19 protein-coding genes, 5 tRNA genes, 1 other RNA gene and 1 pseudogene are annotated in these 24,810 nt (G+C 42.6%); 2 read left to right on the top strand and 24 right to left on the bottom strand.

The window, feature by feature from the left end:
* Positions 1 to 89 precede the first annotated feature (89 nt).
* The 11 genes from IT970_RS04355 to rppH all read right to left on the bottom strand — a co-directional run bounded on the left by IT970_RS04355 (position 90) and on the right by rppH (position 10,140).
* A complete protein-coding gene (locus tag IT970_RS04355; RefSeq protein ID WP_118844075.1) occupies positions 90 to 755 on the bottom strand; it encodes a FlgO family outer membrane protein in 666 nt (221 codons plus the stop codon).
* Positions 756 to 763: 8 nt separating this feature from the next.
* Positions 764 to 1,441 carry a FlgO family outer membrane protein gene (locus tag IT970_RS04350; RefSeq protein WP_036970388.1) on the bottom strand — a complete coding sequence of 226 codons (678 nt, stop codon included), beginning with the start codon at positions 1,439 to 1,441 and terminating at the stop codon, positions 764 to 766.
* 14 nt (positions 1,442 to 1,455) lie between these two features.
* Positions 1,456 to 2,049, bottom strand: a complete 594-nt coding sequence (locus tag IT970_RS04345) for a FlgO family outer membrane protein (RefSeq protein ID WP_036970392.1) — start codon at positions 2,047 to 2,049, stop codon at positions 1,456 to 1,458.
* A gap of 67 nt (positions 2,050 to 2,116) precedes the next feature.
* On the bottom strand, positions 2,117 to 2,707 hold the full coding sequence (locus IT970_RS04340) for a hypothetical protein (protein ID WP_196857632.1): 591 nt from the start codon (positions 2,705 to 2,707) through the stop codon (positions 2,117 to 2,119).
* Positions 2,708 to 2,782: 75 nt separating this feature from the next.
* The gene (locus IT970_RS04335; protein WP_196857631.1) at positions 2,783 to 3,367 is read right to left on the bottom strand and encodes an SPOR domain-containing protein; all 585 of its coding nucleotides are present in this window, start codon (positions 3,365 to 3,367) and stop codon (positions 2,783 to 2,785) included.
* A 465-nt stretch (positions 3,368 to 3,832) separates the two neighbouring features.
* The gene (galU, locus tag IT970_RS04330) at positions 3,833 to 4,714 is read right to left on the bottom strand and encodes a UTP--glucose-1-phosphate uridylyltransferase GalU (protein WP_065978397.1); all 882 of its coding nucleotides are present in this window, start codon (positions 4,712 to 4,714) and stop codon (positions 3,833 to 3,835) included.
* Positions 4,715 to 4,740: 26 nt separating this feature from the next.
* On the bottom strand, positions 4,741 to 5,592 hold the full coding sequence (locus tag IT970_RS04325) for a thymidylate synthase (RefSeq protein ID WP_036970397.1): 852 nt from the start codon (positions 5,590 to 5,592) through the stop codon (positions 4,741 to 4,743).
* A gap of 13 nt (positions 5,593 to 5,605) precedes the next feature.
* Positions 5,606 to 6,409 (bottom strand): prolipoprotein diacylglyceryl transferase, encoded by an 804-nt coding sequence (lgt, locus tag IT970_RS04320; protein WP_036970400.1) that lies wholly within the window; start codon positions 6,407 to 6,409, stop codon positions 5,606 to 5,608.
* Between the two features lie 14 nt (positions 6,410 to 6,423).
* Positions 6,424 to 7,233 carry a sulfite exporter TauE/SafE family protein gene (locus IT970_RS04315; RefSeq protein WP_074989477.1) on the bottom strand — a complete coding sequence of 270 codons (810 nt, stop codon included), beginning with the start codon at positions 7,231 to 7,233 and terminating at the stop codon, positions 6,424 to 6,426.
* A 75-nt stretch (positions 7,234 to 7,308) separates the two neighbouring features.
* Complete coding sequence (gene ptsP, locus IT970_RS04310) at positions 7,309 to 9,585, bottom strand: phosphoenolpyruvate--protein phosphotransferase (RefSeq protein ID WP_074989476.1); 2,277 nt, start codon at positions 9,583 to 9,585, stop codon at positions 7,309 to 7,311.
* Positions 9,586 to 9,621: 36 nt separating this feature from the next.
* Complete coding sequence (gene rppH, locus IT970_RS04305; protein ID WP_196857630.1) at positions 9,622 to 10,140, bottom strand: RNA pyrophosphohydrolase; 519 nt, start codon at positions 10,138 to 10,140, stop codon at positions 9,622 to 9,624.
* A 540-nt stretch (positions 10,141 to 10,680) separates the two neighbouring features.
* On the opposite strand from rppH, the gene mutH reads away from it, so the two are divergent.
* Positions 10,681 to 11,352 carry a DNA mismatch repair endonuclease MutH gene (gene mutH, locus IT970_RS04300; RefSeq protein ID WP_036971710.1) on the top strand — a complete coding sequence of 224 codons (672 nt, stop codon included), beginning with the start codon at positions 10,681 to 10,683 and terminating at the stop codon, positions 11,350 to 11,352.
* Between the two features lie 106 nt (positions 11,353 to 11,458).
* Here mutH and nagP read toward each other — a convergent pair whose 3' ends face one another.
* The 5 genes from nagP to IT970_RS04275 form a co-directional block, all read right to left on the bottom strand.
* Positions 11,459 to 12,763, bottom strand: coding sequence for an N-acetylglucosamine MFS transporter NagP (gene nagP / locus IT970_RS04295; RefSeq protein WP_036970411.1), 1,305 nt, complete (start codon positions 12,761 to 12,763; stop codon positions 11,459 to 11,461).
* Positions 12,764 to 12,975: 212 nt separating this feature from the next.
* Positions 12,976 to 14,142, bottom strand: a complete 1,167-nt coding sequence (locus tag IT970_RS04290) for an FAD-dependent monooxygenase (RefSeq protein ID WP_036970414.1) — start codon at positions 14,140 to 14,142, stop codon at positions 12,976 to 12,978.
* Positions 14,139 to 15,320 carry a 2-octaprenyl-6-methoxyphenyl hydroxylase gene (ubiH, locus tag IT970_RS04285; protein WP_065978399.1) on the bottom strand — a complete coding sequence of 394 codons (1,182 nt, stop codon included), beginning with the start codon at positions 15,318 to 15,320 and terminating at the stop codon, positions 14,139 to 14,141. The genes IT970_RS04290 and ubiH overlap by 4 nt, the downstream gene beginning before the upstream one ends.
* Positions 15,321 to 15,335: 15 nt before the next feature.
* Positions 15,336 to 16,655, bottom strand: a complete 1,320-nt coding sequence (gene pepP, locus IT970_RS04280) for a Xaa-Pro aminopeptidase (protein ID WP_065978400.1) — start codon at positions 16,653 to 16,655, stop codon at positions 15,336 to 15,338.
* A gap of 20 nt (positions 16,656 to 16,675) precedes the next feature.
* Positions 16,676 to 17,239, bottom strand: a complete 564-nt coding sequence (locus IT970_RS04275; RefSeq protein WP_036970422.1) for a UPF0149 family protein — start codon at positions 17,237 to 17,239, stop codon at positions 16,676 to 16,678.
* 194 nt (positions 17,240 to 17,433) lie between these two features.
* Here IT970_RS04275 and ssrS point away from each other — a divergent pair.
* A non-coding RNA gene (gene ssrS / locus IT970_RS04270) (6S RNA) lies at positions 17,434 to 17,617 on the top strand.
* Between the two features lie 320 nt (positions 17,618 to 17,937).
* On the opposite strand, the gene IT970_RS04265 is transcribed toward ssrS, so the two are convergent.
* The 8 genes and pseudogenes from IT970_RS04265 to IT970_RS04230 all read right to left on the bottom strand — a co-directional run bounded on the left by IT970_RS04265 (position 17,938) and on the right by IT970_RS04230 (position 24,603).
* Positions 17,938 to 21,018, bottom strand: coding sequence for an efflux RND transporter permease subunit (locus IT970_RS04265; RefSeq protein WP_065978401.1), 3,081 nt, complete (start codon positions 21,016 to 21,018; stop codon positions 17,938 to 17,940).
* On the bottom strand, positions 21,018 to 22,316 hold the full coding sequence (locus IT970_RS04260) for an efflux RND transporter periplasmic adaptor subunit (RefSeq protein WP_182396178.1): 1,299 nt from the start codon (positions 22,314 to 22,316) through the stop codon (positions 21,018 to 21,020). The genes IT970_RS04265 and IT970_RS04260 overlap by 1 nt, the downstream gene beginning before the upstream one ends.
* Positions 22,297 to 23,725, bottom strand: a pseudogene (locus IT970_RS04255) (efflux transporter outer membrane subunit). Before IT970_RS04255 ends, IT970_RS04260 begins: the two are co-directional and overlap by 20 nt.
* A 305-nt stretch (positions 23,726 to 24,030) precedes the next feature.
* Positions 24,031 to 24,106, bottom strand: a tRNA-Phe gene (locus IT970_RS04250).
* Positions 24,107 to 24,133: 27 nt separating this feature from the next.
* Positions 24,134 to 24,209 (bottom strand) — tRNA-Thr (locus IT970_RS04245).
* Between the two features lie 57 nt (positions 24,210 to 24,266).
* Positions 24,267 to 24,342 (bottom strand) — tRNA-Phe (locus tag IT970_RS04240).
* Between the two features lie 35 nt (positions 24,343 to 24,377).
* Positions 24,378 to 24,453 (bottom strand) — tRNA-Thr (locus IT970_RS04235).
* 74 nt (positions 24,454 to 24,527) lie between these two features.
* Positions 24,528 to 24,603 (bottom strand) — tRNA-Phe (locus tag IT970_RS04230).
* Between the last annotated feature and the right edge of the window lie 207 nt (positions 24,604 to 24,810).

The following is a 24,810-nucleotide window of genomic DNA, read 5'->3' as shown; positions in this document are numbered from 1 at the left end:
AACTCGTAAAATTATAACGGGCTAAGGCTTTGGTAATCAAGAGATTATACCAACCGACTACGGTTTTAGCCGGTTGGTATTAATTTTTGTTAGTTTAGCTGGGCTGTTGCCGACTGTATCGACTCATTTTGCAGCACAAAGTACGGGATTACTTTGTTTGAGGTGGCGACAACTTGCTTGGTGGTTAAGTTGATCACGCGGGCATTCACTTCAACGCCACTGGGGCGATAAATTAAGGTACCCGCTAACACATGGCTTGCAATTCGGCGCTTGGTTAATTCGTTGATATCGCGTGAAAAAACAAAATCACCTGTTTTATCAATAACCACACTATCGCGCGTCTTAAAATCAATAACACCGTAGCCAAATTTTTGCAGTTGATGATACAAGGTTTCTGCCACTTGATTACCAAGTTGGTTACTTTGTTGTAGGCTTTCATTTAAATCGACAAACGAGGTCACGGCTATGCCAAGCTCGGACTCTTGTTGCATGGTGTCGGCTATATCAAGCGCCATTTGTTCAACGTAATTACCTAACGTTTTATAATGCTGATAAGGCTTAAATTGACGACTATTGGTTTGTAACTCTGATTCATTTTGCTGCTGAGCAAGTAGCATCATGGTGTTTATATCATAGTTAGTTGGTGCGTTGCTCGCAGTCTGGTTGCTTGGCTCAGGCGCTTGGCTAAGTAACTCACACCCAGATAAACTGAGTGTCATAGCGGCGGTTAATGCAACAAGTTTAAACTTGCTCATAGCTTACCTCACTCACTCGCTTGTTTAAGCATAATACCGTCGGTACGGTTGCTACTATCAAGAGCATCAACCACTGACTGCGGAATAAAGCCTTGTGCCGAGCCAACCACAGCTTTGCTGGCAAGCCCAATAATACGTGCATTTACCAACACACCACCTTGGTGGTTTACTAACGTGCCTGCAAGTACGTAATTAAAGTTTTGATCTTGACTCAACTCTAAATAATCACGGCTAAACACAAAATCACCGCTTGGGGTTACACGAATGTAGTCTGTGGTTTTAAAATCAACAACAGGCACACCAAACGTATGCAGTTCGTGCATGAAGCTTTCGGCAATTTGATTACCTAGTAAGCTCGATGTGTTGTATTGATCATCTAAAAAGATGAAACTCGATACGGCAAGGGGTGTTTTATCACTAACGTATTGAAGATTTTGTGCCATGTCTTGCATTAATCCACGTACATAATGATTTATATTTTTGCGCGTAGGGGCTGCGGTAAAGGTGGTGTTATTTTTAACGGCCTGACTACTTTGATAAACCGACACATTTGTTTGTGGTGCGGCAACCGCGCGCTCACTGCGGGTAAGCTGTGGCTCTTTGGTGTCTATCGTTTGTGAGGGTGACATCATTTGTGCGCAGCCGAACCCTAATGGTAAACATAAGCTGAGTAGTAAACGTCTCATGAGTGGACTCCTAATTAGTATTCACTGCGGTAGATCATGCCACCGCGCTGCTGAACTTTTTCACTTCCCCACATTACATTAATGGGGATCTCGGTACTGGCTGCAGACACGATCCGCTGATCGGCTGCATCCACTAAACGGGCATTAACAATATAGGCATGTTGTTGCCGCGTTAAGGTGCCGGTGATCACAAAGTCAATATTCTGACGTTGGCGCAAATTTTTTGTATTTCTGCTTAACATACTATCGGCAGATGATTGTAAATTTAAATTATTTTCTAATCGGTACTCAATGGTATGGTAACCAAGCTGAGCAAATTGCGTCATTAAGCTTTCTTGAATTTGTTGACTAAGCCCTGCCCCCTGACCTTCTGCAAGGCCCGAATCAAGTGCATCAGCCAAGTAAAAGCTGGTTACAGCAATGCGTGCATTACTTTTAAAAGCCCCTTGAATTCGGCTTAATTGCGAACTTAAATCAGCCACATACTGGTGTACCGTATAAGGCGCCATTACGGCTTTTGGTGCTGCTGTACTTACCACAGGTTTTGGCTCTTCAGAGAGCTTACAACCCGCTAAGCTTAAAAATATTAATGACACTAGTAGACGCATAATTGCCATCCCATATCGAACATGGTTAATTAAAAGCAATAACTGTGCCTACTTAGTATAAATCGTTTTAGCGACGTGATAAGTCGAGTGGTTCGCCTAAAAAAGGCGCAGTTAAACAGTGCTGTTGTAGCTGTTTAGCAAGGTAACAAAACACGGTTGCTTCGTTGTAGTTGGCAAACGGGCCAACACGCAGTGCATACCGTGTTTGTGATTTTGTGGGGCGTTCTAAAAATACAAACTCTAGTTTATCAAATGCACCGGGATACTGTTTTTTCATTATTAACACTTGGCGCTTAATTTGGCTTGGGTCTAAATACACTCCAAGCTGAGCCCCAGCAGGCGCCTGAGCATTTCGCGCTACGGCATCATTGTAGGTTATTGACGCGTTATCGGAATGAGTTTGATCACTCTCAGATGCTTCAGAGAGCGTTTGCACGTCTGGCTTACTATTGAGTTCGGCCGTCATAATGCGTAAATCATTTTCCATTTCGGTTAAACGGGCAATACTTTGCTGCTGTGATTGATATTGAGCCGCAAATTGCTGTATTTGTTGCTCTGAATATAGCGGCTCTGGTTGCTGTTGCAGCAACATACATGCAGGCAACAGACTCACACTGGCAGTAATTAATAAGTGTTTGAACAACGTTGAAATTGGCATATTTATCATCAGCTAAAAAAACAGAGCTTAAGCACAGCAAATAAAATGCCAGCTTTTAGCCTTTATATCAGCACGCTATAGGTAAATGCGATTATCGGTATAATTACTTACCCAGCAATCAAGCCCTTGACGCTTAATGGCTTCACAATCAGCGGTTGCGTTTTTAAGGTATTTATAGCCACCAAATTTTAAACGGTAATAGGTGTTTTGATTAACATCAGCCACTTCAACATTTAATAGCGGTTTGCCCTGAAATACCTCGGGGGCTAAGGCTTTCATTTTTTTAAATGTAATGGCTAAGTTTTTTTCTGAATTTACTGCAACAAGCTGTAATGCAAAACTGTATTCAGGTTTAACCTGTTCGCTGCTCTTACGCTCGTCTGATTTAGCCATAGAATCTGGCTCTTCTTTAGTAGGCAGCCCAGCTGCAGGTAACGCGCTATCTGTGCTCTCTGTGCCATCTGTGCTTAGCTCAGGCAGCGATTGCACGTTTGCTAATACGCTTTGCTCATTGGCCTGAACATTCATTGACTGAAATAGATGACTAAACGACAAAAAATTAAATAATGTGGTAGGTAATGAATGGTTACTACAACCCGATACAACAAACAGCACCATTAGGCACGCGCTGTAACGCAACGGTTTTAAGCAATATTTCATAAGCAGGATTCTTAAACGTACCATTATATATTTGCTTCTTAATCTGAGAAGACCGTTTGTTAGTACTTACCTGCCTGTAAAAAGCCTGAAATATCGTTTAGATATTAAACAAGAAAACACTAACAAATTGCTTTTTTATTATTATATTTTCAGTACAGTGCTTCTACTAACTGCAATAAAAACTTAGTAGCACCCTCAGCTTAAGTTTTCATATACGACAACCTAAAGCAGTAAAAATCCGTTTCATTATAGGTATTTTTATGAGTATAGCTTAATTAGCTATTCTACAGTGGGTAACTAAGCACTTTTCTGTAATAACTATCTTAGCAATCTGCTAATACAAAGGTATATCAGAAAAGTCCTTAATTAGGTAATAATCGACAATTGTGCATGACATGTAAATAACAAAAAAGTGCCATATAGACACTTTTTTTACATCATTTTTAACTAATCAAATAGAATTGATTATTTAACCAGCGTTTTTATGAAGTCGGTGAGCTCATCTTTAAATTCATCGCGTCGTAATGAAAACTCAACAATCGCTTTTAAATAGCCTATTTTGCTTCCACAGTCATGGCTTTTCCCTTTCATTGAGTAGGCATCAACGGTTTCTTTTTCCATTAACATTGCAATCGCGTCTGTTAACTGAATTTCATCGCCTGCCCCTGCTGGGGTTTTTGCAAGAAGTGGCCAAATGTTTTTACTTAATACATAACGACCAACCACGGCGAGGTTTGAAGGCGCTTGATCAATTGGCGGCTTTTCAACCATATTTAAAATAGCGGCACTTTCACCTTGTTTAATTTTCGCATCACCTAGGTCAACCACACCAAACTTATCAACTTCGTTAAGTGGCACAGGCTCAACCATAATTTGGCTTTGACCAGTACTTTCAAAGCGTCCAATCATCTCTGCAAGGTTGTCTTTTTTTAGATCGCTCGCCACATCGTCAATAATCACATCGGGTAAAATAACCACAAACGGTTCATTACCAATGATTGGCGCTGCACAGTTGATTGCGTGGCCTAACCCCTTCGCTTCACCTTGGCGTACTTGAATAATAGTGACATCTTTAGGACAAATAGACTGTACTTCTGCGAGTAGTTGACGTTTAACACGCTTTTCTAATGTTGCTTCTAACTCAAAGCTCGTATCAAAGTGGTTTTCAATAGAGTTCTTACTTGAATGCGTCACTAATACGATTTCTTTAATTCCCGCTGAAATCGCCTCATTAACCACATATTGAATCAAAGGGCGGTCAACGATAGGTAACATTTCCTTTGGAATCGCTTTTGTTGCAGGCAACATACGCGTGCCAAGACCAGCAACTGGGATCACTGCTTTCATTGATTTCTCCTTAAACTTTTTTCTTTTTACACTGAAAACGGATACTTAATTGCATCGTGACACTGATAACCTTCTACTTCAAAATCGTCTTTTGTGACCCAAGTTTCAATGTCTTCAAGTGATTTAATATTTGGATTTATTTTAAGTGTAGGTGATGCAAATGGCTCACGCTTAAGCTGTACATCACGCATTAACTCTAACTGATTTTCGTAAATATGTGCATTTGCTATTTTATGATACGCCTTTCCGGGCTTGTGTCCGGTGATTTGTGCAACCAACGCTAATAACACAAAACATTGAATTTGATTAAAATTCAAACCCAGTGGGACATCACAACTACGTTGATACGAGGTTAAGTATAGAGTATCACCCAGTAATGAAAAAGTGTGCGTATGCATACACGGACGTAAACAACCTAGTTCAAACTCGCCCGGATTATAAAACGTGACAATTTCACCTCGGTCATCAATGCCGTTAGATAAGTTAGTAATTACCTTTTTAAGTTGATCAAGGTGTGTACCATCTGGGCGCTGCCAGCTACGGCCTTGTACGCCGTACACACGGCCCATATCATCTTCACCACGTCGATGCGGGTTTTCGAGCCAAGCTTTATTTTCGTTCGCGTTGGCATTCCATGTCATGCAACCGATATCACGAAACTGTGCCGCACTGTCGTAACCACGAAGGTAGCCTAACAACTCTGCAATGGCTGCTTTATAAAAGCTTTTACGTGTTGTTATAAGCGGAAACTTATTGTTTGCTACATCGTACTCAAGGTCAGCATTAATAACGGTTAAACATTTGGTGCCTGTACGCTTATTTTCGACCCACACGCCTTCATCAACAATGCGTTGACATAAATCTAAATACTGTTTCATTGACTTGCTCTAATTATGCTTTGCTTGCAACGCGTCGTTGCGGCTTCATGTAGGCCCATATTAACAAACCAAGGCCCCCAAATACCATTGGCAGCGAGAGTATTTGTCCCATTGAAATCACACCTGCAAATAGGCCTAAATGCGCGTCTGGCTCACGGAAATACTCAACAACAAATCTAAATACGCCGTAGCCTAATAAAAATAAACCGGCGACACTCCCTGCTGGGCGTGGCTTTTTAATAAACCATTGCAAAATTAAAAATAGCACCAAGCCTTCTAAAAATGCTTCGTATAGTTGTGACGGATGGCGTGGTTCTGGCCCACCGGTAGGGAAAATAAACGCCCAAGGTACATCGGTTACGCGTCCCCATAACTCACCATTAATAAAGTTACCTATGCGGCCGGCTAGCAGGCCCAATGGCACTAATGGCACCACAAAATCACCGACCTCTAACAATGATTTTTTACGTGTCCAGGCAAAGACCATAATTGCGGTAATAACCCCCAGTGTGCCGCCATGGAATGACATGCCACCTTGGTCGATTCTGAATAAATAAAACGGGTTTTCAATAAAATAACTAAACTGATAAAACAACACATAGCCAATACGCCCACCGAGTATTACCCCGAGCATACCGTAAAATAATAAGTCGCTTACTTGCTCTTTCGTCCACCCAGAATTAGGTTTTGCAGCTTGACGGTTTGCCAGCCACATAGCTAAAGCAAAACCAATTAAATACATTAAACCGTACCAACGTACGCTGAGCGGTCCTACCGAAAAAATAACCGGATCTATCTCTGGAAATTGAAGAGCCATAAAAATAAAAACCTTTAACTAAACACCATTTTAAGCGCAATTATGACAAGTAATAGCGCGAATACTTTTTTTATTGTTGCCACAGGTAAATAATGCGTCGCTTTTGCACCATAAGGAGCAATTAATGACGACGTGATAACGATGCCGACTAATGCGGGTAAATAAACAAATCCGGCAAAACCATCACTAAAGGAGGTTACTTGCCAACCTGCAGACACATAACCAACCGAGCCAAACAGCGCAATGACAATACCACATGCTGCGGCACAACCAATGGCCTTTTTAATATCGACAGAGAAATAATGCAGCAAAGGCACAATAAGTGCACCGCCACCAATACCAATCAGTCCTGATAACGCCCCCATTATTGCACATAAAAAGCCAATTACGGGACCTGAGGGCAATGGTTTTTCACTTGCAGCCTTGGTACGTGTAGATAACACCATGCGTAACGCGATAAACACCACACTCGTGGCAAAAACTAAACGTAATAACTGCTCAGGAATAAAACTCGCCGCAAAGCCACTCACGAGTGCACCAATACCTACACCGGTCATGACCCAAGGAGCAATTTCCCACGGCACATTAGCATTACGATGATGAGCCAACGCTGAAGAGGTAGACGTAAAAATAATGGAAGCAAGTGAGGTGGCTATGGCAATAACTAATACATGGCTTGAGTCAGCAACATTAAATGATACCAACATGGCGCTCAGTACAGGCACAATAATTAAGCCACCACCAATGCCAAGCAGACCGGCTAAAAACCCTACTACACTGCCTAAAATAGCGCAGTACACCATTAAAAGTATTACGTCATGCATAGCACACTCATATATTCAGTTTGTTATATGTATATACTAAACGAATATATAAACGCTTCACAGTACAATTTACTCTCATGCTTGCCCTTGGCTAGGGGTGTAAAATAACTCACCCAATTGGTGCTCTATCATAAAGTTACGTGTGAGCCTCAATACTTGCTTAGCGGTAGGCTGCAATAAACATTCGCTAAGCAGCTCCTCCATATCGCTTACTTTTAAGCGACGCAGTACAAATTTAATTTTACTGATTGATGAAAGGTTCATACTTAAGCGACGATACCCCATGGCGATTAGTAATAATGCCCCTTCTGGGTCACCACCAAGCTCACCACATAAACTAAAGGGTAATTCATGGTTTTGGCACTCTTGAGCAACTTTAAGTAGCACTCGCAGCACACTAGGATGATAGGGGTTAAAGAGCTCTGCAACACGCGCATTAGAGCGATCAACGGCCAGCATATATTGAGTTAAATCATTGCTACCCACAGAGCAAAAGTCGACTTTTTGTGACCACTCTTCGAGCATGAATATACTTGAAGGGACCTCTAACATAATGCCAACTTCTGGGCGGTCAATGGCTTGCTCTGGGTATTGTTCTTCTAGTTCGAACAGCGCTTGTTCAACTAACTTAATTGACTCGTCGACTTCTTCAGAGCCACTGATCATGGGTAACATTATTCTAAGGTTACCTAAACCGATATTGGCCTTTAACATCGCTCTGAGTTGATCTAAAAATAGTTCAGGATGATCCAAGGTGACGCGAATACCCCGCCACCCTAAGAAAGGGTTCTCTTCTGTGATATTAAAGTAGTCTAATACTTTATCACCGCCGATATCTAAGGTGCGCATTACCACAGGATTCGGGTGATAGCTGGTAAGCACTTCTCGGTACCACTTTTCTTGCTCCGACTGCGAAGGAAATTGCCCCTTTTGCATAAACCAGGCTTCGGTACGATACAAACCCACTCCATCACAAAACAGTTTGTTGTCTTGCTCTGTGTTTAATTCAAGGCCTGCATTTAACAATAAGCTAATGTGCTCGCCATCTAAGGTGACCGCATCTAGGTTCTGCTCTGCGACGAAACGATCATTCAGTAATGTTTCTTGGTATTTTAATTGGCTGTATTCATCGTGGAGCATTTGCGAAGGTGAGATATATAAACGCCCTGCGTAGGCATCTAAAATCATCGGCTTACCTTCAAATTGCAGTAAGGGAACGTCTTCAATACCCCAAATAGCGGGTATCCCCATTGCTCGCGTTAATATTGACGCATGGCTGTTTGCTGCCCCATTTACACTAACCACCCCCGCTAAATGCCCTTTGGGCACTTCGGCAAGCATGGCAGGTGTTAGCGTACTGGCAATTAAAATGGTGTCTTTAGGGTAAGGTTTTGCCGCATGCTCGGTATTAACTAAGTGGTGTAAAACACGCAAACCAATGTCTTTAACATCTACTGCGCGCTCTTTTATGTATGGGTCTTGCATGGCGTTAAACTGCGCCACCAGCTTTTCGATAACTATTTTTAATGCGCTTTTTGCACTCCAGCCTTGTTGAAGTTGCTCTTCAACATTTTTGCCTAGGCTTTTTGCATCAAGTAGTTGCTGATACACATCGAATACCGCAAGCGCTTCTTGCGGAATCGAATCACTTAATGTCATTGATAACGTATTAAACTCGTTGCGTGTTGCCGCAACAGCCTGCGTAAATAATTTACGTTGCGTACTTATGTCATCGTCTTTTTGCAACTCAATCGATTTAAAATCGAGTTTAGGCAACACCACAAAAGCTTCACCAATGGCAATACCCGGCGCGCTCGATACCCCTTTGAGTACCGAAGTCTGATGCGAGAATTCATCAAGCCTTAAAATCTCTTTGATCTCGGCATGCGCAAGCTGCGATGCAAGTTGTGCCGAAAGTGTAATTAAAAAAGATTCTTCATCGGGACTAAAAACACGCGCTAACTTTTGCTGAACAACAATAACGCCCAGCACTTTTTTTTGATGCACCACAGGCACAGATAAAAACGCGTTATAGCCTTCTTCATTAACTTCTGGAGAGAGTTTAAAGCGAGGGTGTGATTTAGCGAACGCTATATTAATTGGCTCTTCGCGTTGCGCCACTAAGCCAACTAAGCCTTCGGTAAAACCAATTCTAAACTTACCCACAGCATCTGGGTTAAGTCCTTGCGTGGCCATTAATACAAAGTTGTCTTGGCTGTAATCAGCAAAGTAAATTGAGCAGCACTGTGTTTGCATGGCATCTTTTACCATTTGCACAAAACACGCTAAGGCACTGTTTAAGTCCGCTTGTTGCGACACAGCCTCAGCAATTGATCTGAGCGTGGCTAACATGATGCTGCTCCTTTCATTTAGTTGATAAAGTTGCCCTTATCGCTTTTGTCGCCAATTATCTTTATGTTGTTCTCGTTTATTAAACGGCATTGCAAACGGGGCAAACTCTTTCATTACACGACGGTAAACCTCGCGCTTGAATGACACAACTTGCCTCACCGGATACCAATAGCTCACCCATCGCCAGTCATCAAACTCTGGATGATGAGTTTTAAGTAAGTTTACATCTTCGTCTTTACAACGTAATTTCAGTAAAAACCATTTTTGTTTTTGCCCAATGCACACAGGACTTGAGTCTCTGCGAATTAAACGCTTGGGTAATTTGTAGCGTAACCAATGTTTTGAACTTGCGACGATCTCGACGTCTTCAGGAAGCAAGCCCACTTCTTCGTGTAATTCTCGGTACATGGTTTGCTCTGCTGTTTCACCATCGTCGACACCACCTTGGGGAAATTGCCAAGAGTGCTGACCATAACGTCGAGCCCAAAATACTTGTCCCTGATTATTGCAAATTACAATTCCGACATTGGCACGAAAACCTTCGGCATCAATCACCTTAGTGCCTCATTTGTAAGTCGATTTTTATTGATTGTTCCACATAACCTGCGATACAGCAAACACTTTACACCTTCGCCGAAACCAGATTTGAAATTAGCATTTTAACAAGCGCTTTTAATCAATATGTTAGAAAGCAATTATTACGAAAATACGCGCTTTTAATAAAATAGTAGTTTACAACCGTATTTTTCTCACCTTACCCACAGCTTGTGCATAACTTTTGTAAATCATGCTTATTTTGCAAACAAATCCACAATAGTCAGTTCAAAAAAGCACTTTCTCCACAGAAACTGTGGATAAACATGTTCATATATCTGTATTTATACAAACAACTGTCTAATTAATACAACAGCCAAAAATCAAACATCGACAAAAGTCATTAAATTTCAATATATTAAGATGTTATTCCCACAAAACAAATTGACTGTTTTTAACTCACTTTCAACATGCGCAAAAAACACCCAAATACAAAGATATCCACGGCAATGCGCATTTGCTATCATGTTAAGGTTAATAACACAATCAAATAAACGCCGTATGCGACCACTAAAACCAAGCTCAATCAACGAATTAATGCAACGCGTGAATGCAATAGCGGGGCTTACACTCGGCCAGCTTGCAGAGCAGTACCAATTTAAAACACCCGATGACTTGCTGCGTGAAAAAGGCTGGACCGGTCAGCTTATTGAATATGTATTAGGGGCAACCGCGGGCTCGAAACCCACTCCTGATTTTGAAGAGCTTGGTATTGAGTTAAAAACCTTGCCTATTTCGTTTAAGGGTAAACCCTTAGAGACAACTTTTGTCTCTGTTACGCCGTTATTGAACGTAACAGGTCTTACATGGCAGCAAAGTACGGTGCGTAAAAAGCTCAATCATGTGTTGTGGTTACCGATTTTGGGAGAACGCGAAATTCTGCCATTTAATCGTACCATTGGCAGTGGTTTTTTATGGCAACCCAGTGCTGAGCAAGATGCACAGTTGCAACGTGACTGGGAAGAGCAAATGGAACTTATCGCGCTGGGTCGTATCGATGAAATTTCGGGACACTTGGGTGATGTCATGCAAATAAGACCAAAAGCGGCTAACAGTAAAGCGCTTACTGATGCTATTGGGCCAAATGGGCATGTGATCCAAACCCTGCCTCGCGGCTTTTATTTAAAAACAAGCTTTACCGGCGAGATTTTAAAACGCCAATTTCAGCTGTAAGGGTCGCAACTCTTTGTATTTATAAGCGGTTTGTCGTGCTAACTCGTAAAAAAGCCGCGATGATGGTCGTCGCGGCTTTGTTCTAACTTGAATTCTTAACGTATTGTTATTTCCAACTTTTCATCTTATGGCCTTTAAGAGCATAAAATAAAATGAATAGATAACTTGGGATCATAACAATATACGCACCTTGCGCGCCCAGCCCTGCTACGTTACCTAAACCAATCAGCAGCGGACCTAAAGCACCACCTGCAATACCCATGATCAACAACCCCGATGCAGTGCCAGTTAAGCGGCCTAAACCCGCCAATGCTAATGGCCAAATTGCAGGCCACACCATCGCATTAGCAAAACCAAGTAGCGCGATACACAATAAAGGATCAGGGAGTTCAGGGCCTCCAAATGGCACAAGTAATAGATTAGAAATAATAAACGAGTCATTGCTACCAAATACCACCAGTAGCACGGTGATTATGCCAGCGATACCCGACATTAATAGTGCTGTTTGCTGGCTCATAAAACGTGGGATAGTTGCAATACCTATCGCGTAGCCAATCAACATACACGCCATTGTGTACGAAGTCATAACGGAGTAATCAGCAACGCCAATTTGCAAAGCGTAAGAGCCAATCGTATCGGCAGCAATCACTTCAACTGCGACATACAAAGCAATGCCCACAACACCTAGAACAAGGTGCGGATGAGCAAGTGTTTCTTTTAACTCACCTTTACCATTTGATGACTCGCCTTCGTCAAACACTAAATCAGGAAGAGGCGCAAATTTTGCGAACGCAGCAAATAACATAATAAGACCCGCAATTAATACATACGGCATAATTAAGCTATTGGCCATAATGTCTTTTTGCTCTTGCGACAGTTTACCCGCACCATCGACTACACCGCTTACAACGACCGCAGCAAAGATCACCGGTACGATAACTCCAGCAAACTTATTCAATAAGCCCATAATACATACACGCACCGCGGCTGATTTTTCAGAGCCCATTTTTACTACATAGGGGTTAACAGCCGTTTGAAGAATTGTTTGACCTACACCTATCATAAGCTGTGCAAATAAAAATATTTCGATCATTTGCAGTTTCGCGGCAGGAATATACATTAACGCCGACAGCGCCATGACAGCACAGCCAATCGCCATTCCATTTTTATAACCAACGCGTCTTATGAGCATCGCTGAGGGAATACCTGCAACAGTAACCGCAATATAAAACGAAGAAATAATAAACGAAGCTTGTAACGGCGACAGCTCAAGCATTTGCTGCAAAAATGGTGTAATTGCACCATTAAGCCACGTTATACACCCCAGAATAAAAAACATTGATCCTGCCAATACCATTGGCAGCCAAATGCTTTGTTTTGTGTTGTTGTCACACTCAACCGTTGCTTCCATAATTTTTCTCAACTAGTTATTTTAATTAATTATTTTTATTTGGCTGGCTTTAAAACATCATTGTGCTGTTTAATTTCCATACCAATCACAAAAATTTAATCATACACTAACAAAAATGACAGCGCTATCATTTTGCATTCAGCTAAACGTAAAAAAGCCGTAACTAGCTGGCTAGTTACGGCTTTATTTAAATATTTACAACGGCTTAGTTATTACTTACCAATCGCTTCTTTTGCGAACAAGTGTTTAATTGGCCCCAAGTTATCAACAAGGCTAAGCCCCACACCGCGCACGAGCTTTTTAAGCGGATTAGCACCGGCAAATAACTCTTTTAGTCCTTGCATCATGGCAATGTGTTTTTGCGCATCAAGCTTACGGGTACGTTCATAATCACGCAGCGTGCGTGTACTTGCAAACTCACCCTGCTCATTGGTTAATAACTCAATTAGGTAAGCGGCATCTTTTAAGCCTAAGTTCATACCAAGCCCGGCAAGTGGGTGAATAGTATGCGCTGCATCGCCCATTAACACGACTTTGCCCGACACCCACTGCTGTGCATAACGCATTTTAAGTGGAAACGCCATGCGCTCACTTTGAACTTCGCATAAACCGCATTGGCCATCCAGTGCAGCCAGTAGTGCTTTATTAAATTCGGTATCGTCAAGTGCTAGTAACTGCTCGCAGTGCACAGGGCTGGTTGACCACACAATCGAATGCGTGTGTTTATCAGGCAGCGGCAAAAACGCTAAAGGGCCGGTTGGTAAAAACACTTGGCGTGCTGTGTGATTATGCTCATCATCGGTTTTTACAGTCGCAACAATGGCATGATGATCATAGTCTTTAAACGTAATTGGCATATTGAACTGCTTTCGAATCGCCGAGTTTGCTCCGTCGGCTGCTACCAGCAATTTAGCAATCACAGGCTCACCGCTTTCAAGTGTAATAAAGACATCGGACTCTGTTTGATGTATTTGTTGATAACGGGTTTCGAATAATAAGCTGGCATTACTTTGCTTTTCAAGTTCACTAATTAAAGCGTAGCGAATAATGTCGTTTTCAACGATATGACCAAGCTGCGGTAAGTCGAGATCATTGTGATCAAAATGAATTTTGCCAAAGCTGTCTTTATCGCGTACATCCATCGAGGTATAAGGCGTGGCGCGTTGCTTAATGATTTCTGGCCACACATTCAGTGACTCAAACAAACTTTGGCTCGCCAAACTCAGCGCACTAACGCGAAGGCCGTACTCATCCCCCGGAAGCGCCTGCTTTTCACTGGCATCAATCACCACCACACTAATATTGGCTTTAGCTAAACCAAGTGCAAGCGTAAGGCCTACACAGCCACCGCCAACAATACAAACCTGTGCTTGTTTCATATCCGTTTACCTTGCTTAACTTGACCCATTAACTGTTTGGCTAACGGGGTTTTTAACGAGGAGAATAAATCCATTGAGAAAAGACCAATGCTACGACCAAGCGCAAGCATTCGCGATGAATTTGAAAATAACCGCACCAAGCTGTCAGTTAAAGTCATAACCGTGGCAATATCTTGACTACGCACTTGGCTATAGTAGCGGGTAAAAGCGTAATCACCTAAATCGCTGCGGTGCGCCATATCACAAAGTAGTTGCACATCACGTAAGCCTAAATTAAAGCCCTGCCCCGCAATGGGATGAATAGCATGACCAGCATTACCTATAAGTACAGTGCGATGGCTGCTTAGCGCATCTACTTTTCCATACACCAGCGGGTAGCTGGCACGCATACCAACTTTACTGAACGTGCCGGCACGATAGCCAAACGACTTTTGCAAGGCAGCTAAAAATGCATCATCTGAAAGCGCCATGTGCGCATCTATATGCTCAGGCTCCATGCACCATACTAACGAGTAACGGTTATTGCTCATGGGCAAAAGCGCCATCGGGCCATGCTCGGTAAAGCGTTCAAATGCGTGATGATGATGACCACCCGCCACTTCAATATTGGCAATGATCGCGCCTTGCTGATAAGGGCGCGTATTAAACTCAATATTAGCCAGCTTTCGACTACTCGAATTAGCACCGTCGGCTATAACCACCAGTTTTGCACTCAGCTGTTCGCCCGAACTTAAAGTAACGTTCGCAGCATCGGCTTGGTACTCAAGTTTAGCAACCGTGTCAGGACAAAACAGGCTCACATCTGTGCGAGTTAACTGCTGGTGCAAGCTGCGACCAAATGGATTCACCTCAACGACATACCCAAGTGCATCTTGCGCATATTCATGGCAATCAATGTGGGTTTTACCAAAGTGACCACGGTCAGAAACCGTTACTTTTTCAATTGCAGCAGCAAATTGCGCTTGGCAATCAAATGCATTAATGGATTGTAAGTATTGAACCGATTGCTGAGCCAGTGCAATACTTCTATCATCAAAGCTTGGGTGATAGTTTGCACTTACTTCATTTGCTTCAATCACAGCGATTGATAACTGTTTATTGCTGTGTTTTAGGCCTAATGCACAACTTGCGCCAGCCAAACCACCGCCGATAATGACAACATCAAACTGCTCTGCCACGTTTGCTCCTAGCCTTTATTTGCCTTGCATCACTGCTTCAATGTCACTGATAGTTTTAGGTACTGAGAGTGTCAGGTTTTCATGACCCTCTTTTGTGACAAGTAAGTTATCTTCTATACGAATGCCAATACCTTTGTATTGCGCAGGTGCTTTGGCATCTTCGCTGATGTATAAACCGGGTTCGATAGTTAAGACCATTCCTGGCTCAAATACGCGCTCTTTTTCGTCAAGCTTGTATTCGCCTACATCATGCACATCAAGGCCTAACCAATGGCCAAGGCCATGCATATAAAACGCTTTACAGGCTTGGTTTGCCATTAGCTCATCAAGCTCACCCGTTAAAATACCCAAGTCAATTAAGCCTTGCGTTAATACCGTTGAAGCCAGTTCATTGGCTTTAGATAAACTACCACCGGGTTTCACTTGGCTAAATGCAGCCTCTTGCGCCGCAAGTACAATATTATAAAGCGCGGCTTGTGGCTCACTAAACTTGCCATTCACAGGGAATGTTCGAGTAATGTCTGCTGCATAACCCTCAAGCTCACACCCTGAATCAATCAGTACTAGGTCGCCCTCTTTTAGTTCGGCGTCGTTTTGTGTGTAATGCAGTATATTGGCGTTATCACCACTGCCAACAATGGTGCCATATGCTGGGTGGCGAGCACCATTCATTGCGTAGTGATGATGCAGTTCTGCTTCTAGCTGATATTCAGTTGCGCCTGGTTTTGCAAATTGCATCGCACGAATATGGCCTTGCGCACTAATTTCACAAGCAGTGCGCATAATGTTTAGTTCAGCGTCAGATTTAAATAAACGCATTTCGTGTACTAGGCCACGAATATCTTTAATAGTGTGAGGCGCTTTGTAACCTTTTTTTGGTGCACCACGAAGCGTGCTTAATAAGTCCCAAATTTTCGTATCGAAATGTGGGTAAGTGCCTTGTGCATAAAATAAAATCTGCTGGCCGTTCACCAAATCTAATAATTGTTCATCTAGTTCACTAAGTGGACAGGTTGCGTCGAATAAGTACTCAGATTTCGCTTTTTCGAAGCCAATTCGACGGCCATGCCAAATTTCAGCTAATTTATCTTTATTGCGACAGATAAGCGTACTTGGCGTGTCACTTGATGGGCAAAGCACTAACACTGCATCGGGTTCGTTAAAACCCGTTAAGTAGAAAAAGTCACTGTCTTGGCGAAATGCGTATTCGGTATCACGACTGCGTGTAACTTCAGCAGCTGCAGGAATAATCGCGATGCTATTTTTGTCCATCATCGCAAGTAAACGCTCGCGACGGGCTTTAAATTCAGCTTTATCGATAGCAATAGACAACATGCTAAACCTCTGTAATTTAATTAGTGAAGGGTCTTTTTAGTGCTTTTATCTGTTTGCTCTTTACCGAGTTCAGCAAAACATAATAAGGCAGAAACGCGCACGTACTCGATCACCTCGTGTAGTGCTTGGCTGTCTTCTTCGGTTTCTTCGAATAAAGTATCCAAGCGAGTAATTTCGCTAAAATCGCTAATAACTTCTTTTACGTCCGCAGACAATTTGCCATAGTCTTTTTGCTTTAAACCGAAACCAAGCATAAAACCCGACACCCAAGACACTAGGCCGTTTGCTACGTCAACTAGGGTCTCGTCATCACTTGGCAAGAATAAATCGAACTGAAATTCATCGTCACCAAAACTCGCCACAACCTGTGTATATATAGTGGCAAAAAACGCTTTTAGATCGGTATTGAATGCTAAACCATCATTGAAAACATCGCTTAATAAGCCTAAATACTCGTCGGCTTCAATATTAATGCCACAAGCAAGTAAGCCACTTATTACGCCATGGGCTTCGGCGGGTGCGACAAAAATTTCATTTTTTTCTAATAGCAATTGCGCTTGCTGGTAATCAGGTAACGTACTCATAACTTTTTCTTTGTTCGTCTCAGTAACGCCATGCTACCACTCGATAAATCGCAACTCCAATTAATTGTATGATTGAGGTCAAAAAGCAATCTGAAAAGTAAATGCCTCGTTAAAGGTGGGGAAAAACTACCCGAACGATCCGCTTTTTTGGTTTCTATGGTTTAATGATTGAAACTTGTCTTATATACTGAATATGTTCCCTAGGGTGTTGGAGCTTGGTTAAGTCCCTGAGCCGATAAATTTTATGTTAGGGTTTCTGTTCGTTTACTATTGTGCAAGCTCGGCATGTACCGAGAAGCCTACGGTAGACCGCAGATTCCCGCCCTGAAACCTCAAGGTTTCAGGACTGACACCGGGCACCGCATACTTGGGGAACACCTTCATTACTTCATGCTACGAGCTACGAGCTACGAGCTACGAGCTATCAATACTTTCATTTTATATTTTTCTAAACTGTATTTTTTGCACGCAGAATAAATTCTCACCTAGACCATTTGGCATTTAAACGCCTCCTTCGGTTTATCTTTAATCTTTAGAATTTGCTAACTTACTTGATTTCGCTACGCTCGAATCTACTTACGAATAAAAACGCGGAATAAATCCGCCGCCACTTTTTTACCTGTAGCAGCAGGTTTACCCCGCGTTATAGCACTGAGTACTTGTATTTAGAATCTAATAACGAGTACCTAGTCTCAAGCCTATTTAAACCATCCCTGAAAACGTTCCATCAATAAGTAATTAACCGGAACAAGTAATAAGGTGATAAGGGTTGCAAAAATAATCCCAAACCCAAGGCTTACCGCCATCGGGATTAAGAATTGTGCTTGTGTGGCTTTTTCAAATAACAACGGCATTAAACCAATAAAAGTGGTTAAACTGGTAAGCATTACTGGGCGAAAACGCGATGCTCCCGCCATTTTAACTGTTTCGAGAAGGTCACCGCCCTCCTCGCGCTTTTTATTGATAAAATCAACCAGCACCAGTGAGTCATTCACAACCACGCCAATCAAGGCCAGCATACCGAGCAAGCTCATAATGGTAAGCTCCATCCCCATGATCCAATGCCCCATTACCGCACCTATCATGCCAAAGGGGATCACACTCATGACAATCAATGGCTGCATATACGATTTAAACGGTATTGCCAACAGCGCATAAATAATGAAAAACACAAACACCAGCCCCCAAGCTAGCGACCCAAATGACTCACGCTGCTCTTTAGCTTCACCTTCAAGCGAATAGTCTGCACCAGGGAATTGCTGCATTAGTTCATCAAGGTACGATTTTAGGTCTGCCTGCAGCACTGTCATGTTGGTGTTTGATTTTTCAACATCGGCAGTCACGTTAAGCGTACGGTATCGGTCAATACGGTAAATTGATGACGGGCTTTGTCCCGGCACTAAAGTGGCAACATGCGACAATGGCACCGTACCACCGCTAGGTGTATTTATAAGAATATCTTTTAAATCGGCTACTGAACGGCGCTCATCAATGGGTAAGCGCACCATGACACGTACATCGTCACGACCACGCTGAATGCGCTGTACTTGCGCACCAAAAAACGAGTTACGTATTTGCTGCGACACATCAACGCGATTCAAACCAAGCGCTAAACCTTGCTCTGTTAGCTCTATTTGCAGCTCTTCTTTACCATCGGACATGCTGTCGGCAATTTCGTACACTGTTGGGTATGTTGCCAATCGTTGCTTTACTTTTTCTGCAACTTGCTCAAGTGTCGATATTGAATTGCCTGTTAGCTGTACGTCGATAGGGCTCGATGTTCGACCAAATTCAGCACGAAAGGTCACGCTTTCCGCACCGGGGATAATACCAATTAAATCGCGCCATTCACTCGCAAGTTCTCGAGAGCCAATGTCTGATTCGCGTTTTTCTGCTGGCATAATTTCAAACCGAACACTCCCCGAATTAGACGCGCCACCACGGCCACCTGTAGTAGCCAAAATGTTTAAAATAACACTTTGACCGTCTTCGTCACGGTACTTATCTTGCAGCTCTTTTGCTTTATCAGACATTTTAATCACGTATTTATTAGTGACTTCAAACGGTGTACCCGCAGGAAATGTTACTGAGGCTCTCACTGTTTCACTTGGAATGCGCGGGAAGAACACAAACTTTGTCCATCCACTGGTAATTAACGTTAAAATAATAACGAAAATACCCACAAACAAGCTGACTGTTGCCAGTTTATTCTTAAGAGCGTGATTAAGCAGCGGTTGGTAATATTTCATAATGGCATGCTCAAAGCCATCGGCAAAACGCTGTTGTAAGCGCTCCAGCTTAGTAGGCTCACCCTTTTCGTGGCGCAGCTTTAAATACTTTAAATGTGCCGGTAATACAAACTTAGACTCAATTAACGAGAACAGTAATACAGGAATAACCACCACAGGGATTTGCGCGAAAATAGCACCACGCGCACCCTCAATAAAGGCAAGCGGTAAAAATGCAGCCACCGTAGTCAACACCCCAAATGTCACTGGGGTCGCTACTTCTTGTGTACCACGAATTGCAGCCTGCTCGCCTGTTTCGGCTGTTTTTAAGTGGGTATAGACATTCTCGCCGGTGACAATCGCATCATCCACAACAATACCCAGCACTAAAATAAAGCCAAATAAACTAATAACATTTAATGTGATACCAAATAGTGGCATCACTAAAAATGCCCCCATAAACGATACCGGTATACCAATAAACACCCAAAATGCGATAGCGGGACGTAAAAACAGTGTCAGCAAAGCAAGCACCAGAATGCCACCTTGAATCGCATTACTGGTGAGGGTTGCAATACGACTTTTTACCACTTCTGAGTCATCATCCCAGTAGCTTAATTCGAAGCCTTCAGGCAGGTTATCTTGCTGTGCGACAATAAAGTTTTTCACTGCATCTGCAACTTCAATCGCACTTTGTGGGCCAATACGATAAACATCAATAAAGGCGGCTTGTTTACCATTAAAACGCGTGCGTACCGGGGTTTCTTCAAAATCGTCTTTAATGCTAGCAATGTCTCCCAAGCGAATGATCGTGCCATCTGCTTGATGCTTAATTACAATCTTTGAAAACTCATCTTTACGATATGCCTGCCCTTTAGAGCGAATAAGCACATCGCCCCCTTCTGTTTTTAAGTTACCTGCTGAGACATCGGTACTTGAATTACGAATAGCAGAAGAGATATCCGACAAACTTAAATCGTATTGACGCAAGGTATCTTTGCTTACCTCAATGGCAATTTCATAATTGCGCACCCCACTTAGCTCAACCTGAGTCACGCTAGGTAGGCGCAACAATTCATCGCGCACTGTTTCTGCATATTCTAAGGTTTCTTTTTCACCATAAATACTTGAAACGGTGACCGCTATTACTTCACGTTTCCATTCAGCGAGCGACACTATCGGCTTTTCAGCATCAACCGGAAAGGTATTAATCGCATCGACTCGGCTTTTTATATCCGCTAATAACTCTCGCGGGTCATAACCTGTTTCGACTTCAATTGTGACCGAAGCCGAGCCTTCAGCTGAGCGACTCGTTATGCGTTTTACACCTTCTAAATCTTGCACCGCTTCTTCGATTCGGATTGTGACCCCTTTTTCGACGTCTTCAGGTGTAGAGCCACGTAATGAGACGCTGACGCTGATGCGATCAGATTCAAATGATGGGAACACCTCAAGCGGTATTTGCGTTGAAACGCTAAATAACCCCGCTAATAAAATGCTGATCAGCAATAAGTTAGCTGCAACATGATTTTTTGTGAACCAAGCTATCATTATTGCGCTCCTTGCTCACGAGCGGCGCGGCGTTGCTCAATCAATTTTTTAACCGTAATGCCTTGCTCTTTTGCTTGCTTTTCAAGCTCTTCGCGGCTTAGTCGCGGTGTATCCGCGCGCGTAGCTTGATAAGCTTCGCTGCCCATTACCGTTACTTGCGTACCTGAACTTACTTGCCCAAGTGGTGTAAGCACTAAATTATCTCCAGCCGATAAACCATCAGCCACGATTGCCTGAGTTGCATTTTGCCAAGCCAGCGTAATGTCTTTTCGACGTAAAACCCCTTTTTCCTCGGTGTACACATAGCTGCCTTGGTAAATTGCACTGTTTGGAATAACTAAAGCATTCTCAACGGTTTTACCTTTAATCTGCGCTTTAATATATTGACCAATTTTAATGGGGTACTGGTTATCGCTTGTGGCTTTATACGGGTCGTGAATTTGAGCCACAACATAAAGTTGCTGAGCACTTTCATCAATCGCACCTTCGGTACGAATCACTTGGCCTTGCCAATGCTGTTTGCCTACTAGGTTTGAGCTGAACTCAACAAGTGAACCCGCACTATTTTTAGCACCATCGCGGAATTGCTCCGGCAAATTAATAAACGGTAAGTCTTTATTTTTAATAGGTAGCCTAATTTCAACACTGTCTACAGCATAAATAATGGCTATTTCCATGTTATTGCTAACAACTTGGCCTAAATCAACACTACGGCTTAACACTCGTCCTGCATAAGGCGCGGTTATTTTAGTTCGCTCTAAATCAAGTTTTGCTTTTTCAAGGTTGGCTTGTGCCGATAATACACTCGCCTCTGCGGCTGCCAGTTGAGGTTTGCGAAGTACTAAGCTACTCGCTTCTTCGCCTTTACCTAAGCGCTGCCAATCTGTCATTGCTTGTCGGCCACGCGCTTGCTCTTCAAGTAAACTTTGTTCAGCGGTTAATAGTGCGGCTTGCGCTGATTTAACTTCAGCGCGGTGATCTCTATCATCAAGCTGTACAAGTACATCGCCTTTTTCAAAAAAGCCCCCTTCACGGAATTGCTCACTTATTTTAATGATTTGTCCTGAGGCCTGCGCAACCAACTTACTCTGTGTGCGCGGTTTCACTGTACCAAAACTGTCGATCATAATTTGAAAGCTTTGCGGTGTGAGGCTCTCAACAGCAACATTCACTTTTGCTTTAGGAGGTGATGAAAAGCGATTAGCTTGCGGCGGATTCCCTTTTATAAACATCACTAAAAGTACCGTCACGATTATCACTACGAGTGGAATTAATATTTTACGAGTTTTGCTTTTCATGATTATTGCTCTGCTACTTCGGTGTTTGCTTCACTAAAATCACCCCCGAGGGCAATATGTAAGTTGATTCTGTTGATGATAAGTTGGTTTTTAATTTGAATAACTGAACTTTGTGCGTTAAAAGAGCGGTCTTGTGCATCCAGAACCGTGGTGTACGTTACCAAACCACTTTGATATTGCTCAAAAGCAAGTTGCTCTGCCGCGATGGCATTTTTTTGTGCTTCAAGTGTTTTTTCGTAACGCACTTTTAGCGCTTGCTCTTGGCTTATTGCTGTTTCAACATCGTTAAATGCATCATAAAGAGTCGCTAAGTAAACTTGTTCTTGGCGTTTAACATTGAGCCTAGCTTGCTCTTCGTTCGCTTTTAAACGTCCGCCTTCAAATAACGGCATCGAAATGCTGCCAAGTAAAGACCAAGCAAGGCTTGAAGGCGAAAATAAATCACTCATTCGATCAGTGCTATCACTGATTGAGGCTGATAAGTTCAAGCTTGGAAAACGCTGTTTGTGCGCATACGCAAGACCGGCATCGGTGCTGAGTAATTGATACCAACTGGCCATTAAATCAGGTTTACGGGTAATAAGCTCAGACGGCAAACCAAGTGGTATGGCATTATCAAGTAAAGGTAAGTCTGCGCTAACCGTAAGCGCTCCTCTGGGGTATTGCCCTGTTAAACGCTCTAAATCACGAATTGATTTTGTTAACGTAGCTTGCTGCTCAGCAATGTTTGAACGCTCTGTATTTAGCTCATTGCGAGCAAGGTAAACATCCAGTGCTTCGTTTAGACCTTGGCGGTAACCAGATTCAATGATTGATAAGTTTTGTTCTGCATTTTGTTCGCGCTGCTTATAAAGATCGAGCAATTTATGATTGCTGATCACATTAAACCAACCCGAAACAACATCAGCAACTAACTGCTGCTTAGCTTGCTCAAACGACGCTTTCTCTGCTAAGTATTCTAAGTTAGCTTGGCGCTCTGACGCCGACAACTTACCCCATAGATCAACTTCATATCCGAGCTCAAGTGATGCTGAACTTGCATTATTGTAATTTACCGGGCGGTTATCTTTACTGCGGCTAGTTCGTGTTGATAAGTCTAAGCTTGGCCACAAAGCCGCACCCGCAGCAACGAGTTGTTGCTCTTTAATTGCAACATCATAACCCGCTTGTAAAATCCCCTGATTATTCGCTAAAGCCTGTTCAACTAAGCTCAGCACCTGTGGATCTTGTAACTGCTGTAACCAATTACCCTTCACAGCTAATACTTTTGAAGCACTGTCTAGTTGTTGCCAAGCGTTTGGTATAGCTTCAAGTTCTGGTACTCGTTCACTATTCGTTGGCTGGCTTGCGCATGCACTTAGCAAAACCACACTTAAGGCAACTAAACTTGGCCTACATTGCCAATTCATCATAAAAACCTGAAAAATAACTATTTATGAGTGTAATTCAAGCATTGCATTAAGTTTTGCTCAACTGACTTTACATAAAATTACACTCGTTGACGTTGTAGTACGATAAACGGCAGGTATTTAGCGATGAGATTAGAGTTACAACGTTCAAACGTAAGCTGGGAGCAATTTGAGGAGAAAAAGCAACCCAGAGTGAAACTGTATTAGGAGCGACCGGTTTAACACTTAAAGCCTATGACCATTACTTGTTACTATTTTTTGCAACAGAAACAAAAAAGCCTCGCAATAGCGAGGCTTTTAAATAATGGTGCCCAGAGGCGGAATCGAACCACCGACACGAGGATTTTCAATCCTCTGCTCTACCGACTGAGCTATCTGGGCATAACAATTTACTAATTGTTTAATAAATGGTGCCGACTATCCGAGTTGAACGGATGACCTACTGATTACAAGTCAGTTGCTCTACCAACTGAGCTAAGTCGGCACACTAAAACTGTGTGCGTTGTGCACTATAATCACTTTAAAAGTAATTATCAAATAATGGTGCCCAGAGGCGGAATCGAACCACCGACACGAGGATTTTCAATCCTCTGCTCTACCGACTGAGCTATCTGGGCTTAAAAACTAGTTAATTAACTAGACTTTTAATAAATGGTGCCGACTATCCGAGTTGAACGGATGACCTACTGATTACAAGTCAGTTGCTCTACCAACTGAGCTAAGTCGGCACACTAAAGCTGTGTGCTGCTGCACTATATTAATGTTATAATCTTTTGATTTAAAACACCAATATTTTTAATAATGGTGCCCAGAGGCGGAATCGAACCACCGACACGAGGATTTTCAATCCTCTGCTCTACCGACTGAGCTATCTGGGCGTGCGGCGTATTAAACGGGTTTTGCCTTCGCAAGTCAACTTTTTTTTTGAGCTTTATAACTGTTTGAACAGTTTTCCATCAAGATTGCTATTTTTAATACTTTTACGGTTATTTAAGCATCAAACTGACGCTTTCTGATAGTTTACTCTAATTGTTATTTGGTTTCCTTAGGTAAAAACGTGGTGAATTTTTCTTCGTTGATGGTAG

Origin of the sequence: Pseudoalteromonas sp. A41-2 (assembly GCF_015767615.1) — a bacterium.
In the GTDB taxonomy this organism is placed as follows: Bacteria; Pseudomonadota; Gammaproteobacteria; order Enterobacterales; family Alteromonadaceae; genus Pseudoalteromonas; species Pseudoalteromonas lipolytica.
The sequence above is the reverse complement of the archived record's forward strand: the minus strand, read 5'-3'. Positions and strand labels throughout refer to the sequence as shown.

Bases quoted from the DNA above. Each gene is read 5' to 3' on its own strand.
- IT970_RS04355 (WP_118844075.1), bottom strand. From the start codon at position 755: ATGAGCAAGTTTAAACTTGTTGCATTAACCGCCGCTATGACACTCAGT.
- IT970_RS04350 (WP_036970388.1), bottom strand. From the start codon at position 1,441: ATGAGACGTTTACTACTCAGCTTATGTTTACCATTAGGGTTCGGCTGC.
- IT970_RS04345 (WP_036970392.1), bottom strand. From the start codon at position 2,049: ATGCGTCTACTAGTGTCATTAATATTTTTAAGCTTAGCGGGTTGTAAG.
- IT970_RS04340 (WP_196857632.1), bottom strand. From the start codon at position 2,707: ATGCCAATTTCAACGTTGTTCAAACACTTATTAATTACTGCCAGTGTG.
- IT970_RS04335 (WP_196857631.1), bottom strand. From the start codon at position 3,367: ATGAAATATTGCTTAAAACCGTTGCGTTACAGCGCGTGCCTAATGGTG.
- galU (WP_065978397.1), bottom strand. From the start codon at position 4,714: ATGAAAGCAGTGATCCCAGTTGCTGGTCTTGGCACGCGTATGTTGCCT.
- IT970_RS04325 (WP_036970397.1), bottom strand. From the start codon at position 5,592: ATGAAACAGTATTTAGATTTATGTCAACGCATTGTTGATGAAGGCGTG.
- lgt (WP_036970400.1), bottom strand. From the start codon at position 6,409: ATGGCTCTTCAATTTCCAGAGATAGATCCGGTTATTTTTTCGGTAGGA.
- IT970_RS04315 (WP_074989477.1), bottom strand. From the start codon at position 7,233: ATGCATGACGTAATACTTTTAATGGTGTACTGCGCTATTTTAGGCAGT.
- ptsP (WP_074989476.1), bottom strand. From the start codon at position 9,585: ATGTTAGCCACGCTCAGATCAATTGCTGAGGCTGTGTCGCAACAAGCG.
- mutH (WP_036971710.1), top strand. From the start codon at position 10,681: ATGCGACCACTAAAACCAAGCTCAATCAACGAATTAATGCAACGCGTG.
- nagP (WP_036970411.1), bottom strand. From the start codon at position 12,763: ATGGAAGCAACGGTTGAGTGTGACAACAACACAAAACAAAGCATTTGG.
- IT970_RS04290 (WP_036970414.1), bottom strand. From the start codon at position 14,142: ATGAAACAAGCACAGGTTTGTATTGTTGGCGGTGGCTGTGTAGGCCTT.
- pepP (WP_065978400.1), bottom strand. From the start codon at position 16,655: ATGTTGTCTATTGCTATCGATAAAGCTGAATTTAAAGCCCGTCGCGAG.
- IT970_RS04275 (WP_036970422.1), bottom strand. From the start codon at position 17,239: ATGAGTACGTTACCTGATTACCAGCAAGCGCAATTGCTATTAGAAAAA.
- IT970_RS04265 (WP_065978401.1), bottom strand. From the start codon at position 21,018: ATGATAGCTTGGTTCACAAAAAATCATGTTGCAGCTAACTTATTGCTG.
- IT970_RS04260 (WP_182396178.1), bottom strand. From the start codon at position 22,316: ATGAAAAGCAAAACTCGTAAAATATTAATTCCACTCGTAGTGATAATC.